General features: G+C 49.8%; 12 protein-coding genes. 11 read left to right on the top strand and 1 reads right to left on the bottom strand.

Annotation, left to right across the window (positions count from 1 at the left end):
• Window positions 1-35 precede the first annotated feature (35 nt).
• From RQP50_RS19190 to RQP50_RS19205, 4 genes are all read left to right on the top strand, one after another.
• On the top strand, window positions 36-1,772 hold the full coding sequence (locus RQP50_RS19190; RefSeq protein ID WP_227774907.1) for a DUF4179 domain-containing protein: 1,737 nt from the start codon (window positions 36-38) through the stop codon (window positions 1,770-1,772).
• Window positions 1,773-1,963: 191 nt separating this feature from the next.
• Window positions 1,964-2,728: a hypothetical protein gene (locus RQP50_RS19195; protein WP_072730545.1), complete on the top strand. Its 765-nt coding sequence runs from the start codon at window positions 1,964-1,966 to the stop codon at window positions 2,726-2,728.
• A 31-nt stretch (window positions 2,729-2,759) separates the two neighbouring features.
• Complete coding sequence (locus RQP50_RS19200) at window positions 2,760-4,109, top strand: ABC transporter substrate-binding protein (protein ID WP_315746397.1); 1,350 nt, start codon at window positions 2,760-2,762, stop codon at window positions 4,107-4,109.
• A 45-nt stretch (window positions 4,110-4,154) separates the two neighbouring features.
• Window positions 4,155-5,513 (top strand): ABC transporter substrate-binding protein, encoded by a 1,359-nt coding sequence (locus RQP50_RS19205; protein ID WP_315746398.1) that lies wholly within the window; start codon window positions 4,155-4,157, stop codon window positions 5,511-5,513.
• A gap of 73 nt (window positions 5,514-5,586) precedes the next feature.
• Here the strand turns inward: RQP50_RS19205 and trpB are convergent, their stop codons facing one another.
• Entirely contained in the window at window positions 5,587-6,747 is a 1,161-nt protein-coding gene (gene trpB, locus RQP50_RS19210; protein WP_315746399.1) for a tryptophan synthase subunit beta, read from the bottom strand.
• Window positions 6,748-7,073: 326 nt separating this feature from the next.
• Between trpB and RQP50_RS19215 the strand changes: the two genes are divergently transcribed.
• From RQP50_RS19215 to RQP50_RS19245, 7 genes are all read left to right on the top strand, one after another.
• A complete protein-coding gene (locus RQP50_RS19215) occupies window positions 7,074-7,949 on the top strand; it encodes an ROK family protein (protein WP_021252261.1) in 876 nt (291 codons plus the stop codon).
• Between the two features lie 596 nt (window positions 7,950-8,545).
• Window positions 8,546-10,180, top strand: a complete 1,635-nt coding sequence (gene ptsG / locus RQP50_RS19220) for a glucose-specific PTS transporter subunit IIBC (RefSeq protein WP_142545401.1) — start codon at window positions 8,546-8,548, stop codon at window positions 10,178-10,180.
• A 430-nt stretch (window positions 10,181-10,610) separates the two neighbouring features.
• Complete coding sequence (gene bioD / locus RQP50_RS19225; protein WP_315746400.1) at window positions 10,611-11,390, top strand: dethiobiotin synthase; 780 nt, start codon at window positions 10,611-10,613, stop codon at window positions 11,388-11,390.
• 283 nt (window positions 11,391-11,673) lie between these two features.
• Complete coding sequence (gene bioB, locus RQP50_RS19230; RefSeq protein ID WP_072730539.1) at window positions 11,674-12,678, top strand: biotin synthase BioB; 1,005 nt, start codon at window positions 11,674-11,676, stop codon at window positions 12,676-12,678.
• Entirely contained in the window at window positions 12,666-13,904 is a 1,239-nt protein-coding gene (locus tag RQP50_RS19235; RefSeq protein ID WP_315746401.1) for an aminotransferase class I/II-fold pyridoxal phosphate-dependent enzyme, read from the top strand. Before bioB ends, RQP50_RS19235 begins: the two co-directional genes overlap by 13 nt.
• Before the next feature lie 308 nt (window positions 13,905-14,212).
• Complete coding sequence (locus RQP50_RS19240; protein WP_315746402.1) at window positions 14,213-15,307, top strand: alpha/beta hydrolase; 1,095 nt, start codon at window positions 14,213-14,215, stop codon at window positions 15,305-15,307.
• Window positions 15,307-16,320 (top strand): methyltransferase domain-containing protein, encoded by a 1,014-nt coding sequence (locus tag RQP50_RS19245; RefSeq protein WP_315746443.1) that lies wholly within the window; start codon window positions 15,307-15,309, stop codon window positions 16,318-16,320. Before RQP50_RS19240 ends, RQP50_RS19245 begins: the two co-directional genes overlap by 1 nt.
• Window positions 16,321-16,365: the final 45 nt, after the last annotated feature.

The following is a 16,365-nucleotide window of genomic DNA, read 5'->3' on the forward strand; positions in this document are numbered from 1 at the left end:
GCATTTAAATCAGAAGAACTTGGGAGGAAAGGAAGGTGGGGGATCTGGAGAAAAGAATAAACGGAATAACAAAACTTTTTCAGCAGTTGGGCGATGAAGGCAACCATTCCTACCCGGACTTCGAGGCGATGTGGATGTGGATCGAGGCGGCTAGGAACGAGCAGGACGATCGAAGGATCTCTGCCGCTTCGTTACAGATGAGGCCGTTGTTCCACGGACGCCGGTTGGCCGTGTTGTCAGTGGCTGTGTTTGTGTTGTTGGCTACTCCGGTGCTCGCCTATATTACCGAGAAGTGGGATTTTAATAATCATCAAGGTGTGGAATCAGCGATCCAACATGGATTCGGGCAGCCGATAAATAAGAAGGTTACGAATAGCAGCGTCACATTCGCCATTGATACGGCGGTATCCGACGATAATGGTACCACGCTGTTATACAGCCTGAATACAGGGGATAGGCAGGAACGAAAGTGGATATTCGATCAATTCGATTTCAAAGACAGTAAAGGAAACTTCATTGCACACCTGGATGATGTGCAGAAGATGCAAATGCACTGGGGAAAAGGCTACTATTCGCATGCATGGGATGAAGAAACCCAAACCTACAACGGCTTTTTCGAAACGCCTTGGACGGTGCCCGGCAATGAGACGGATATGCAATTGTCTGTGCGCGGGCTGCAGGCATATGACTACGTTCACGTTCCGATCGCTCTGGATCCGAGCAAGACAGAAGTGCAGACCTTTCCGATTCATGGCGGCGGGATCAAGGAATTGAAAGTGCAGTTCGTAGAGGGCAGGAAAGAGCAAGTACTGCTCAAATACACCGTGTCGTACACGGATGATTCGAATTTTAACATCGTTGGCCCTCAAATCGTGGTGAAAAAAGGTGGGAAAAAGGTAGATCGAACGGGCTATAAGATGACTGATTATATTGAGATTGAAGGGCATACAGAATGGGGCGCGCAAGAAGGCTACAACCTGGGTGAACTACTGCAGGGCAGCAACTCATTCGAATTTGTGTATGGCGTAAAGGGAAGCTATATTGAGGGAGAATGGAATATCGGCATGTTCACCTTGAACAAGGAGAAGGCGCTGCAGGCATCAGTGACCCATGATATGAACATTCCGATCCGCTCGGCACAAGGGGGATCGATCCTCCGCAAGCTGATCATCAGACCGACAGCCATGAAAGTAGAAGTGGATAATAAGAACGGATTTAGCGGACTTCCGTACCAGTCGGTTTCGTTGCTGGTGAACGGTCATAAGCTGGAAGGAGAAGAAACATGGGATTATGCTAATTCTCCGTTAGGTGCTTACAGGTCAGTGTATGCATTCTCGACATCCCCTGACCTGCGGCTGACCGCAGACGCGCCGGTAGAATTGCTGCTGGAACATAAATTCGAGGAGATAAGAGACTACAACAAGCTGATCAAGTTAACTCACATTACAGAGCAAAAGAAAGAAACGCTTGTGAACGTAGAGGGTTATCCGGTAAAAGTGACCTACTATATGAAAGACGGTGACCTGTATGTTGAGAACGAGAGCGAGAATCTAGAGTACAGCGGCGCTTCTCAGACATACATAAAACAGGAAAATGAGAGGATATACGGGGAAGTCCTATTTTACCAATGGGAGAAGAACTGGGTCGATTGGAGGAACTCCAACAAATTCATGAACGTCTATCGCGGATTTAAAGGAACCGAAACGGAGCTTTGCTTGTTTAGTTTCGACATTCGACATTGGGATCAGAATTTGAAAATTAAACTGCAATAGGATAAACGATGCTGTCCACGTCAGGATATGACGCGAGGCAGCATTTTTTTTGCATTCTTTCCAAATTAGTGAACCTAAATGAGGGCGGTGGTGTTAATTAGGATAGAGGCTTGCGCCTAAGGGATCCCATAACATTGCAGTGCGGCCTGAATAACAACCAATATCGCTTGAATATGAGGGGAGAATAACCTATGAAAAACACAATGAAAGTAACAATCGCTACACTTTGCAGCATCCTGCTGCTAGGTTCCATGAGCGCTGCTGTACATGCAGCATCGTCGCATTCATTCAATAGCATAACGCTCAAGACGGCGGCTGCCAAGGCTCCGACTGATGCAGAGAAAAAGAAAATGATCGAAGAGGAGAAGGCAAGGATCGTAAAGCTCAAAAAAAATCCTGGGGATGTTTATCTCGTGTATGTCAGCGATAAGAAGCTGAATGGCGGAAGTGAGTTTCTATACTATACAAATTTCCCGACATTCACCAAATATGAAGACTACGAAAAATATAGTTCTACATTAAAAGGGCCTATCATACAGGAGCCAGAGGGCATGCCGGAGGGATATACCTTTGTCAAAGGAGAGATCCAGAATTCAATTGATTATAAGAAATTGGAGGCACAAGTAAAGGCTGAGGCCAAAGGCAAAGTGGTGTATTCAAAAAAGATAGAATCGCCAGAGGTGGGAGAGATCAAGCTGGGGTACGCCAAAGGAAATGATAAGTTGTTCATGGAACTCTTCACGCTAGAGACAGATAAGAATGCTAAAGACGAAGGGTTCAAGTACAAATCTGCTGACGAATATGATGCAGAAACAAAGAAGAAGAATCCTCAATTCGTTAGAAATTCGGTGTCATGGTCGGAGAAAGGGATAAGATTCACCATTGCCACGAATCCTGGTAATCCATTGACTGAGGAAGAGATGATCGAGCTCGCGAAAACGATGATTAAAAAATAGAACACAAAAGTAAAGGAGAATGGTAGACGAGATGCGATGGGGTTCGTGGTTGAAGCAAGGCACGATTCTAGTAAGCATTATGGCTCTGGTGAGCGGATGCTTCGGATCGAAGCCTGTGCTGGAGGAGCTTGGTAAGGATGGCCGCGGCAAATTAAAGGTGCTTTACTCTAATGAGGGCGATTTCTTTCGAGACTACGGAAATGTATTTACGCTCAAATTTCCGAATATCGACATCGAAGTGGTCGAGACCAATGGATTATACCAGCAGATGCAAATCCAAAAAGGTGTTGATTATGGGACGCTATTAACGAAGCTGATCGATGAACAGCAGCCAGATGTGTTGACTCTATCAGCTCCAGATTATGAAGAATACGCATTGGGCGGCAAATTATATAATCTAGATTCGATCATCAAGCAGGAGCAATTCGATCTGGAAGGGTTCATGCCAGGCTTGATCGATATGGTGAGAGAGCAGGGAGGAGGCGCACTATTTGGCCTGCCGCCGTTTTTCTATACGGAAGTGATCTACTATAATGCCGATTTATTCAAAGCGAATGCGATAGATCTGCCCAAAGGCGGCATGACCTGGAAGGATCTGTTCGATCTGGCTGCGCGCTTCGAAGATGCGGGAATGCCAGGGCTATATGCTGGCTATGAGACCGAGGTTTGGATGCTGAAACGCATAGCGGACACATGGGGCCTGCAGGAATTCGATGCCAAGGGGGAGCATATTCTGCTTGAATCCGAGAGTTGGAAGCAGGCCTATCAAATGATGACGGATGCAATACGTACCCGCGCACTGCAGGTTCAGAAATCGGATGCGATGTTTCTTCCCTCGTCCAACAATCTCTTCCTGCAAGGCAACGCGGCCATGACCTTCGGCAGCTCAGGCTTTATTAGCGAGTTTAGTGATCCGCAGAACAAGAAGGCAAGCAAGATGGATTGGGGCATGGTTCCTGTCCCTATTGATCCCTCCCACCCAAATGAAACGCCAAGCGCACATGCTGTTGAGTATTTTGCCATAAACGAGCATTCGAGCAATAAGCGGGCCGCCTGGGAATTTGTAAAGTACGTCAACGGACCGGAGATGGCGAAGGCAAGCTCTGCCATCTACTATAAGCTGCCGACGCGAACCGGGTTCGTCAAGTCGATTCAGGGCAAGAGTACAGAAGCTTTCTATGCCTTGCAAATAAAAAATATGAAATACGAGTCGGCGATAAAGCGGGTTCCTAATGAATTCTACAGTGCATATGCTCCTTTGCGGGAGGAAGCATTGAAGGCCATCATTGACAAAGAGAAAACCGTGGATGAGGCCTTGACAGAACTACAGCAGAAGGCGCAGGCAGCGCTTCAGAAGGTGCGCCAAGACAAAGTGAAATAAAAGAGATCGTTGAATAGACGTGTAAAGGAGAAGTGAAGTGGAGAAATGAGGCGAACCGGAAAACGAAAGGCGGCTGTACTGATTCTGCTCAGCATCGTCCTGGTCATAAGCGGATGCTTCGGGAGTAAGTCCGTACCAGATGGGCTTGGCGGTGAAGGCAACGGGAAGCTGAAGGTGTATTATCCCTATGTGGAGGACTTCCATAACAAGTACGGCCAGTTATTTACGAGTCAGTACCCGGACATTGAAATCGAGATCATCAAGTCGGGGAATGAAGGAGAAGACGCATCAGACAAATTAAGCGGGCAGGAAAAGCTGCAGCGTATGATGGAGCGTCAGAAGCCGGATGTCCTTGTTCTCAATCTGGATGAGTACGAGCATTTATCCAGTATGGGCAAGCTGTATGATTTGGAATCGGTTATCAAGCAGGAACAATTCGATTTGGACGGTTATATGCCCGGTTTGATCGACATGCTGCGCGAGAAGGGTAACGGTTCCCTATTTGGGCTTGCTCCTACGCTCAGGGCTGGGTACTTATACTACAATGCGGATATGTTTCAGGAGAAACGTATTGATCTGCCGGTGAACAAAATGCAGTGGAAGGATCTCTTTGAATTGTCTGCAAGATTCCATAACGGAAGGACGGATGAAGATGCTTCCTATGGATTGATCAATAATCAAGCTTCTGATGTATTGCGGGAAGTCGCGGATACGATGGATTTGCAGCTGTTCGATACGGAAGGCAAGAAGGTGCTGCTGCAGTCCGAAGGCTGGAAGCAAGCATTTCAGTTAACGGTCGATGCGCTCAAGAAAAAGGCGGTATCCGTTCGCCCGCCAGAGCAGAGCGGCGATCCGGGATCGCGTTATATATTGGCCATGAACAAATTCGTTAACGGGGAATCCCCGATGATTCTCAATGATTCGTCCTTTGCCGCACACATTGGCGGGTCTTCTTCCAAGATAAATTGGGGCATGGTAACCGTCCCTATCAATCCGGCGCACGCAGATGAGACTGACAGAATCTCTGCCACGCAAATATTCGCCATTGCTGCCGATTCGGCAAATAAACATGATGCTTGGGAGCTCGTCAAGTTCATGAACGGCACAGGGATGGCGAAGATCATATCCCGTTCTGGAAGAAGTGATTTACCAGCGCGGACGGGATATATCCCGAGAAGCTTGGAAAGAGGCGCTGAGACCATTTATATGCTGAAGCCAGGGAAGCATCATACGAACGAGCAGTGGAAGAAGAACATTCCAGACAGCTTCTATCAGGTGTATGAGCCGCTGCTGAATGAAGCGCTGCATGCGGTGGCCGGAGATAAGATGACATTGGAACAGGCGATTGCGGATCTGGAGCAGCAGGCGCAAGCGAAGCTGGATCTTGCCCGCAAGGACAAATAAAGCAATAAACAGCCATAGCCGTAGCGAACGGACTATGGCTGTTTGTTTGCAGGATAGGTGTCTTACCTTATTTTTATTTATTCAGCATCTGGAATACTTGCTCGACGTCCTTATCCCCACGACCGGAGATGTTGACGATGATGATCTGCTCTTCTCCAAGCATTGGAGCGAGCTTCAAGGTATGAGCAATCGCGTGTGCGCTCTCAAGTGCAGGAATAATGCCTTCTGTCTTCGACAGCACTTGGAAGGCTTCAAGCACTTCTTCATTCGTTACCGTCACATATTCCGCGCGGCCGGACTCTTTCAAGTGGCTGTGCTCCGGTCCGATACCCGGGTAGTCCAAGCCTGCTGCGATGGAGTAAGTTGGAGCAGGATTTCCTTCCTCGTCTAACAAGACAAGACATTTGAAGCCATGCAGTACACCAGGCACACCCTTTGTTAAGGTTGGCGCTTGATCCGGCTCGACGCCGATAAGACGTACAGAACGCTCCTCAATATAATGGGCGAAAGCGCCGATTGCATTACTGCCGCCACCAACACAGGCGATAACGGCATCAGGGAGACGGCCTTCTTTCTCCACAATTTGACGCTTCGATTCTTCGCTAATAATTGATTGGAAATGCTTCACGATAGTCGGGAATGGGTGCGGCCCGACAGCAGAACCTAACAGATAGAACGTAGACGCATAGTTTTCCACCAGATCATCCAGTGCAACGTCCACCGCATCCTTCAGACGTCCTTGCCCCTTCGAGACCGACACGACCTTGGCCCCAAGCAGTTCCATACGGAATACATTCAATGCCTGGCGGCGAATATCTTCTGCCCCCATATAGATGATGCATTCCATGCCGAACATGGCACATACTGTTGCTGTTGCAACACCGTGCTGGCCTGCGCCTGTTTCCGCGATGATACGGTGTGCGCCCATGCGCTTCGCGAGCAGAATCTGCCCAAGCACGTTGTTAATTTTATGGGAACCGGTGTGATTCAAATCCTCGCGCTTCAAATAAATCTTGGCGCCGCCGAGCTTCTCTGTCAGATGCTTCGCGTAGGTGAGCGGATTGTCACGACCTACGTATTCGCGTGCGTACATATTGTATTCTTGGATAAATTCCGGGTCGTCCTTGTACTTGTAGAAAGCTTCTGCGAGACGCTCCAATACCCCTTGCAATTGGGGCGGAACATAGCTTCCTCCGAACTGCCCGAATCTGCCTTGCTCTGTTGATACGGTCATGTGAATTACCTCCTCGGTTCCAATGATTAGCAATAATTTGTCCATATTTTAGCGCACTATCGGGTTAAAGTCTAACATTATTTCTGGTGCATCAGCTCCTTATAGAGATGAAAAAGGGTATAAAGTTCAGGAGGTGTGTCCGAATCTTAGATGATGTGCGTCATATTATTGGAACATGAATGACCTAATGATATAATCAATATGATGAAAACGTTGTCTTTCGATTTGCGTTTTCGATTTTCGTAAGCGCGATCATAAGTTGGCATATGGGGGATCTCCTCTGAACGAGACAGATAAAGTCAGGCTTGAGAAGGTGAGGGAGAAACATGAAATTGTTAGGCGCTATTGAAGGCGGAGGCACGAAGTTTGTCGTTGCTGTCGGTACCGAAGATGGACAAATTCAGCAAATTGAATCGTTCCCGACGACGACACCGGAAGAAACAATGGATCGTACGGTTGCGTTCTTTAAAGATAAAGGGATTAGTAGTATTGGCTTCGGTTCTTTTGGACCGGTTGATTTGAATCCGAACAGTCCCACATACGGACATATTGCAAAGACACCTAAGCCGCATTGGAGCGGATATGATGTAGTCGGACATTTGAAGCGTCATCTTAATGTCCCTGTCGGCTTCGACACGGATGTAAATGGAGCGGCACTCGGTGAAGCGACATTCGGCGCGGCTAAAGGATTGAACAGCTGCTTGTACATCACGGTAGGTACAGGCATTGGTGCAGGTGCTGTCGTGGAAGGCAAGCTGGTTCACGGTCTGCTTCATCCAGAGATGGGACATATTATGGTGAAGCGCCATCCAGAAGATACGTATGAGGGCAAGTGCCCATACCACAAGGATTGCCTTGAGGGTCTTGCTGCAGGTCCGGCAATCGAAGCACGCTGGGGTGTGAAGGCGTACGAGTTAGGCGAAGACCATAAGGCTTGGGAGCTTCAGACCTTCTATTTGGCACAAGCGCTCATGAACTACATTTTGACGATTTCTCCGGAAAAAATCATTCTTGGCGGCGGCGTTTCCAAGCAATTGCACCTGTTCCCACGCATTCGCGAGCAAGTGAAGACATTGTTGAACGGATATGTTCAGCATCCTGCCATTTTGGAAGTGAACGAGGATTACATCGTGCCTCCAGCATTGCAGGATCGTGCGGGTATTACAGGTGCGCTTGCACTTGCGGTACAAGCATTGAAATAGAGAACCTAGGGAGCGTTCCCTTGGACATAAAAAGAAACCGTTCTTTGCTACATGGATGCATGATCAGCCATTGGGTGAAGGAACGGTTTCTTTGTGTTTGCGAGGTGGAAGGTTCATGTTGATATAGTCCAAGAGAAGATGTTTCCGTTTATTCAAAGTCAGCTCCATGATCGTCTCCACATTGATCGAGTCACTGTTCTCCATGCACGAAATCATCGCATCTATGAATGCCCGGTCTGAGCGGAATTCCATTTCTTTTGTGAACAGAAGGTCGCTTTGGCGCCGCAGTATACGTTTCAGATCTCCTTTATTTTCATACGTAAGGCATTGTTCTTGAATTTCTTTTAGGTTAAAGCCTAAGTCTTTATAAAAAAGAATCCAAATCTTCCACCTCCTGCAATTACTTTCCCATATGACGTGGCGTCACGCGCAAGCCTTATTTTTGCTTTCATGCATCTTGGCTGCTTAATCTACGACATCCCTACACTGTCTGATCTAGCATATTTCATCGGATTGCATACTTTTTCCTGCACTAGGGAAAGGTAAGGCGTACTTAGCGTACTTACATACCTTGATGCGATGAGGGGTTGAATCACATGTTCAAATCAGCGTTCGGCGTGTTGCAGAAAGTAGGCAAGGCGCTTATGCTGCCTGTCGCCATCCTGCCTGCGGCAGGTATTTTGCTTGGCATCGGCAATGCGCTGCGCAATCCGGATATGATTGCGAGACTGCCTTGGCTTGGAAATAGTGCAGTCAGTGTCATCACGAACGTCATGGAGCAAGCGGGAGGCATCGTATTCGATAACTTGTCTCTCTTGTTCGCGGTTGGCGTTGCCATCGGTCTTGCTGGCGGAGACGGGGTAGCGGGCTTGGCGGCTATCGTTGGCTACTTCGTTATGAACGTAACGATGAAGGTCATGATGAACGTTACACCTGATGTTGTGGCTGGCAATTCGGCATATGCTACGATTCAAGGTATTCCGACTCTGCAAACGGGAGTGTTCGGCGGGATTATAATCGGGATTGTCGCAGCTGTTCTGTACCAGCGATTTTTCACGATTGAGCTGCCCTCTTATTTGGGCTTCTTTGCGGGCAAACGCTTCGTGCCGATTATTACGGCTGTAACCTCGCTTATTATCGGTATCATCATGGTGTTTGTCTGGCCATCTGTTCAACATGGCTTGAATGCCTTCTCGCATTCTTTGCTTGATTCGAATCGAGCGCTGGCCGCGTTCATATTTGGTATTTGTGAGCGGGCACTGATCCCGTTTGGGCTGCATCATATTTTCTATTCTCCATTTTGGTTCGAATTTGGGGAATACATGGACAAGGCAGGGCAGCTCATTCGCGGCGACCAGAAAATATTTTTTGCCCAGTTAAAGGATGGGGTGCCTCTAACAGCCGGAACCTTCATGACTGGTAAATTTCCATTCATGATGTTCGGACTCCCGGCGGCTGCACTGGCAATCTATCATGAAGCGCGCAAGGAGAACAAAGCCGTAGTAGCAGGCTTGATGGGTTCGGCTGCACTAACTTCTTTTTTGACAGGGATTACGGAGCCGCTTGAGTTCTCTTTCCTGTTCGTTGCTCCTTTACTATTTGCTGTGCATGTGGTGTTTGCAGGGCTGTCGTTCTTAACCATGCATTTGCTTGGCGTCAAGATCGGCATGACGTTTTCGGGCGGCGTTATTGACTATTTGTTGTTCGGCGTCTTGCAGAATCGAACGCCTTACTGGCTCGTTATTCCGGTTGGGCTTGTGCTCGCCGTCATCTATTATTTTGGCTTCCGCTTTGCAATTCGCAAGTTCAATTTGCGAACACCGGGGCGTGAAGACACAGCTCCAGCAGCTGCCGCAGCTACGGGGTCAGCCGCCTCCAATGAACTGCCGCGCGGCATTTTGAATGCGCTTGGCGGCAAGGAGAACATTGCTTCCCTCGATGCATGTATTACGCGGCTTCGTGTACAGGTGAAGGATTCCGGTGATGTGAATAAGGATCGTCTGAAGGAGCTCGGAGCCTCTGGGGTTCTTGAGGTCGGCAACAGCGTACAGGCGATATTCGGTACGCGCTCTGAAACTATTAAGCATCAGATTAATGAGCTCATCACGCAGGAATCGATGGAGCTGAGGCCTGACGATGGAGATGCAGAAGTTCATCGTGATGCAGATACAGAGCCAAAGGATCGAGACAGTCGTCAGACATCGGATCGCGATACGGGTGATAATCGATAGCGCTTAGAAGAAAGCTATAGAAATAAGGCGTAGAAGTAAGACGTACAACCTGTTTTATATACCTGATTGCTGGCAACCGACTGAGGCAACTGAGAAATACAAGCAGCTTCGAACTAAATGTCAGTGATTGATGATGACTGTCCCCTCACAACTTGAGTTGTGGGGGGATTTTTGATTGTAAGGTTTGTTATCTGGGTTCACAACAACATCTCCAAAAAACTTCTCCTGCTTGATAGGCTCATGATCACAGTAAAGTGTGATGTGTAGGTATTGATTAGAAATTTTCCGTTACTACAACATAATTGTTAACCAATTAACATAATATTTGGTTAACAAACTCTTGTCCTTTGAGAAATCATTAGGTAAAATATATTTCTGAAATGTTAACTATATATTTATTTCTATGGTTAACGTTGAGGAGGTGCTGCATATGGTTCCATATATACATACAGACGAGAAACACCATTTCTCAAGAGGGCTATTTATATCCTCCACAGGAACTGGGATAGGGAAAACGATTGTGACCGCAGGAATAGGGGCGTACTGCCGCGAGATATGGCAGCGTCGAATTCGAATATGGAAGCCGGTACAGAGCGGGGTAACCTTGGGTGATCCTGAGGCAGACAGCTATCGTCTGCGAATGGGAAGCGGACTGTTAGAGACACCGGAAGAAGAGATCGCGACATGGACGCTGCCAGATCCGTTGGCGCCATGGATGGCGTTTGAACGGGCGGGGGTTCCATTTGCATTCGAGCGCTTGTTGGAGGAAGGACGGAGACGGCAGGAGGATGGTTCCTTTTTGCTGGTTGAAGGAGCGGGAGGGATCGCAGTACCGTTCAGCGCAGAGTACACGATGGCTGACGCTGCTCGCGAACTGGGTACACCTGTGCTGCTCGTAGCTCCCCCCGGTTTAGGGACAGTAAGCCATACGGTGACAGCAGTGCAGTATGCGAGGGAGCGAGGCATCACGGATATAGCAGTCGTATTCAGCGGACCGCGGTCATTGGCAGATGAGCGAGAGATTGCGGAAAATGCTCGGATGATTGAGGCCATGGCTGGTGTGCCCGTATGCGGGATTGTTCCCTGGCTAATGCAGCCTGCCAATGCTCAAGCAGTGGAAATGGAAGCTTGGGTGGCTTGGCGAGAGCAGTGGCTTGAATCCTTTGTCCGAATGGAGAAAATGATGGATTGGCTGCGGAAGCGGATATAAACGGTACTGGGAACATAACGAAGGATAGACACAGAGATGAATAGACACAAAGATGTAGCACAGTGATGTAGACGCAAAGATATAGAGATGTAGACGCATAGATATGGAAAAAAGATATAAGCACATAGATATAGACGCAGAGATGCAGGCACAAAAATGCAGACACAAAAATGCAGACACAAAAATGCAGACACAAAAATGGAAAGACACAGATAGATGCAATGTTCTACAGATGGAACGAAGATGAAATGAGGATGTCACAACCTTTAAGGGAGAGATGAGGATGAAGGAACAGTTGGTAAAGGCGGGTATGGATTGGCGCGGTCTTGCAGCAGAGATCATTGAGGGGAAGGTATTATCGCGTGAGGAGGCGCTATCCATTCTGCAGGCTAAGGATAGTGAGCTGCTTGCCATTATGGATGGGGCGTACCAGGTGCGGCGGCATTATTACGGTAATAAGGTGAAACTGAACTTGATTATTAATGCAAAGAGCGGTTATTGTCCGGAAGATTGCGGGTATTGCTCACAGTCGACTCAATCCGATGCCCCAATCGAGAAGTATACAATGCTGGAGAAGGATACACTTGTGGACGGTGCGCGCAAAGCGATGGAAATGAAGGTGGGGACGTATTGCATTGTCGCCAGTGGGCGGGGGCCTACAAAGCGGGAGTTGGATCAGGTCGTTGCAGCTGTAGAAGAAATCAAGACGACGATGCCAATGAAAATATGCGCGTGCCTAGGGATACTCTCGCAAGAACAGGCGGATCGGCTGAAGCAGGCTGGCGTTGATCGTTACAACCACAATTTGAATACGAGTGCCGATCATTATTCGCATATCACTTCAACGCACACGTATGAGGATCGAGTACATACGGTGAGTACAGCCAAGGCAGCAGGTATGTCTCCGTGTTCAGGTGTCATTATGGGGATGGGGGAGACTGACGAGCAGTTGGTGGATGTGGCCTTTTCCTTGCGCGAGCTGGATGCAGATTCGATTCCAATCAATTTCTTAAATTCAATACCCGGTACGCCACTGGCTCATCTGAATGAATTGGATCCGCGCCGCTGCTTGAAGGCATTGGCGATGTTCCGCTTCGTCTGCCCATCGAAGGAGATTCGGGCATCCGGAGGTCGTGAAGTGAATCTGCGTTCCTTGCAGCCGTTAGCGCTCTATGCGGCTAATTCCATTTTTGTCGGCGACTACTTGACGACAGAAGGGCAGGAAGCAACAGAAGATCATCGGATGATCGAAGATCTCGGATTTGAGATTGAACGATGTGCGTTATAAGTTCTGGGTCTGACCGTTGGGCATGGATGCGCGAGCAATTGGCGGAACGCGAGCAGGTCGGACGTCTGCGTCAATTGACGCAGACAACTTGGCTGCCAGATGGCTGGGTGAATCGCGATGGGAAGAGGGTACTTAATCTTGCCTCCAACTATTACTTGGGGCTGTACCCTTGGATATCTGAGACAATGTGGCGATCGTTGAATGAGGAAGCTGTGGAACTGGGGGAGCCGGGACTGCGGATCGGGTCTGGGGCTTCGCGCCTCATTACAGGGCATGATCCTCACCATGAGGCATTAGAGCGGGAGATGTCGGATTTCAAGCAGACGGAGGCATGTCTCATTTTCTCAAGTGGATATATGGCTAATGCGGGAATCATCCCTGCGCTTGTTGGTCGTCACGACGTAGTATTTAGTGATCGACTTAATCATGCGAGCATTGTGGATGGGATTGTGCTAAGTCGTGCAGCACATGTTCGCTACCCGCATCGCGATCTCAATCGACTGGAAGACCAATTGAAGAAGTGGACGGTTGGTGCATCAGGGGCGGGGAGGGCGTCACGCAAGCTGATTGTGACCGATGCGGTGTTCAGCATGGATGGAACAAGGGCATCGCTGGAAGAGCTAGTTATGTTGAAGGAGCGGTACGGTGCAATCCTGATGGTGGATGAGGCGCATAGTGGCGGTGTGTACGGTGCCGAGGGGGAAGGACTCTGCCATGCGCTTGGCATTCATGGGCATGTGGATATCATTATGGGCACGTTCGGCAAGGCTTTCGGGGCAGTCGGTGCCTATGTCGCTGCGGAGGATATTGTGATTAGGTATCTTGTGAACCATGCTCGAACTTTTATCTATAATACGGGTTTGCCGCCGTTCGTGGCAGCGCTTGTGCGCTCACGGCTTAGGGAAGTGCGCGCTGCAGGCCAGGCTCGTTCGGAGTTGATGCATAAGGCGGCGCTCTTTCGTACGCGATTGCAGGCTGGCGGCCTCGACACGGGAGAAGGGGACAGTCATATCGTTCCCGTCATGCTCGGCTCTGATCAGAGAGCAGTTGCGGTAAGCGCGGCTCTGACTGAAGCTGGCGTAGCGGGTCTTGCGATTCGCCCCCCAACTGTGCCGGAGGGTACAGCGCGCATCCGGTTCGCACCGTCTCCGCTGCATCAGGATGAGGAGCTGCTGCGGGCAGCAGATAGGGTTGTGGACGCTGCGAATCAATGGCAGGAAGCGTAACACGCTGATCGGCGACAGTAAAGGATATAACTTAGAAATATAGAGGATAAAGATAAAGTTTGAGAGATAGAGAATGAGATAAATATAAAGTCAAAGACAAAAACAGTAGGACTGATAGTTACACGGGCAAAGCAGAGAAGCAGAGATAAGGATGAGAAGAATGATAAATATGAGAGTGATGCAAAACTAGAAATTAAAAATTGATGCGGGATAGAGCATGAAGATAGAGGTTGATATATGGATGAAGAAAGCGATGGATGAAATATGTATGCTATCACACCGTCCATGCTGAAGGGGATATGGGGAGGATGGAGATTCAATCGACAAGATTTGAAAAAGGCTGCTTGCAAGTTGCGGCATCATTGAAGCTTCCATCTAAACCGAAGCTGTTATGGGTACATGGCTGGGGAATGTCCTCTTCGGTGTGGAGGCATCTTGCAGCGATGCTGCCTGAGTTCGAGCATCGTTATGTGTCGTATGCTGATGCGAGTACAGTTGCAGAGCTGCTGGCTGCGGTTCGACGGCCGTTTGAAGATGAGCCGGAAGGGGAATGGCATGCGATTGGGTGGTCGATGGGCGGTATGCTGCTGCTAGAGCTGCTGACTGAATGGCGCGAGGCATCGGACATCGGGCTGAATAAAGCGTGGGAGCAAGATCAAGGGCAAGAGCAGGTGCTAGAGCCAATGGAAGAACAAGTGCAAAACCAAGTGCATGAGCAGGAGCGAAAGCAAGAGCAAGTGCGAGTGCGAGTGCAAGAACAAAAGCAAGAGCATGAGCATGAGCGGGGGATTGGGCGAACAGGTTGCATGGGCGACTATGTCGCAGCTGTTCGCCCGCCTGTTGTGCGCAGCGTCATTCTGACGGGAACCACGCTGCGCTTCATTGACGACACAGGTCAGGCCGGCTGGCCAGACCGGGTCGTCCGGCGCATGCGCCGCCGCTTGGCGCAAGCTGCGCCGGCGGATACACTCCGCGCGTTCGCGGAGTGTATTCCGGCTGCGGCGGAGCGCGCGAGCGCCGAGAGCTGCCGCTGGCTGCTGGAGCACACGGCAGCTCTCGGCAAGGACATCACGCCCGCGGGGCTTGATGCGGGTCTGGCCTACTTGCAGGAGGCCGACCTGGAGCGGGCGTGGGCGCGTCTTACCGACGCGCCGGATGGTCCGCGCCTGTACTGGCTTCATGGCGCGGACGACAGCGTATGCCCGCTTGCTGCGCAGCAGCGGGCACAAGCGGCGTGCGGCCACCGGAACGCTGCGCGGTTCGTGGTGCTCCCGCACGCCGGGCATGCGCCGTTCGCTACGCAGACGGCGCAATGGCTGCACCATATACGCATGTGGTGCAGCGCATCATCGAAGCAGACGCTATTCGATGATTTTCAGATGGAACAGGGAGGGGAAGCGTGATGTTTGCGGGGGCGAATGTGGACAAACGAATCGTGCGGCAGCGCTTTGATCGGCACGCTAAAGAGTATGACCGTTATGCCGAAGTGCAGCGGGTAATGGCGGATGAGCTGGTCGAGCGTATGTGCCAGACTATAAGACCGCCCTTATCTGAAGGAACACCACAAGGGAATCCTCCTAATACGGAGTCACTAATTTACGACATAGACCTTAATAAAATGACTGCATCGATCGATGAAGTAAGCTGTGCAGTGCGCATTCTTGATATCGGATGCGGGACGGGGATGCTGTCGGAACGATTAGCGCGTGCCTTTCCGGGAGCGGAGCTCACGCTGGTGGACTTGTCTTCGCGCATGCTGGAGCGGGCTAGTACGAAGCTGACACATGCGGGAGTCTCACCTGCCAACATACATCTTATCACTGCCGATGCGGAAGCCTGGCTGGAGAGTGCTTGCGGGCGGGAGGAGACGGAGAGGCCAATCTACAACATTATTGCGTCTAGCGCAGCTTTCCAGTGGTTCAATTTCCCGGCTGATACAACTCATCGCTTGCTGCAATTGCTGGCTCCTGGCGGGCTATTGGCGTTTGCTACCTTCTTGCCAGGAACGGTGAGAGAGCTGCATGACGCTTTCCGCCAAGCGGAAGCGCTGCTTGGTTTTCCTACCCAACCTCACGGCCAGAGCTATCCGAATAAGGAAGATTGGATGACATGGCTGCTCGAACATGGAGGAGATGGCCCTGCAATTCGTTGGGAGACAAGCAGCTATCGCTATACATTTCCTGATGTTCGAACTGCGCTTGCGCAGGTGAGACGAGTCGGTGCGGGCAATGCAGTTCTCGTACACAACGATGCTAGAACAATGGGTGATGGACAGCGTAAAAGTGCAAGCAGCAGGAAGCTCATTCATACGATGCTGCAAGCCTATCAAGCAACATTCCAGCAGGACGATGGGCGAGTCCCGCTTACTTACGAAGTAGCATATTGCCTTACCCAGAGGGGGCTGCATACCAAGTGATTCGAGGATTGAAGGAAGGCATCCGTTGTAGGCCATACAAAAAAC

The organism is Paenibacillus suaedae, from assembly GCF_032337355.1.
Taxonomy (GTDB): domain Bacteria; phylum Bacillota; class Bacilli; order Paenibacillales; family Paenibacillaceae; genus Paenibacillus_B; species Paenibacillus_B suaedae.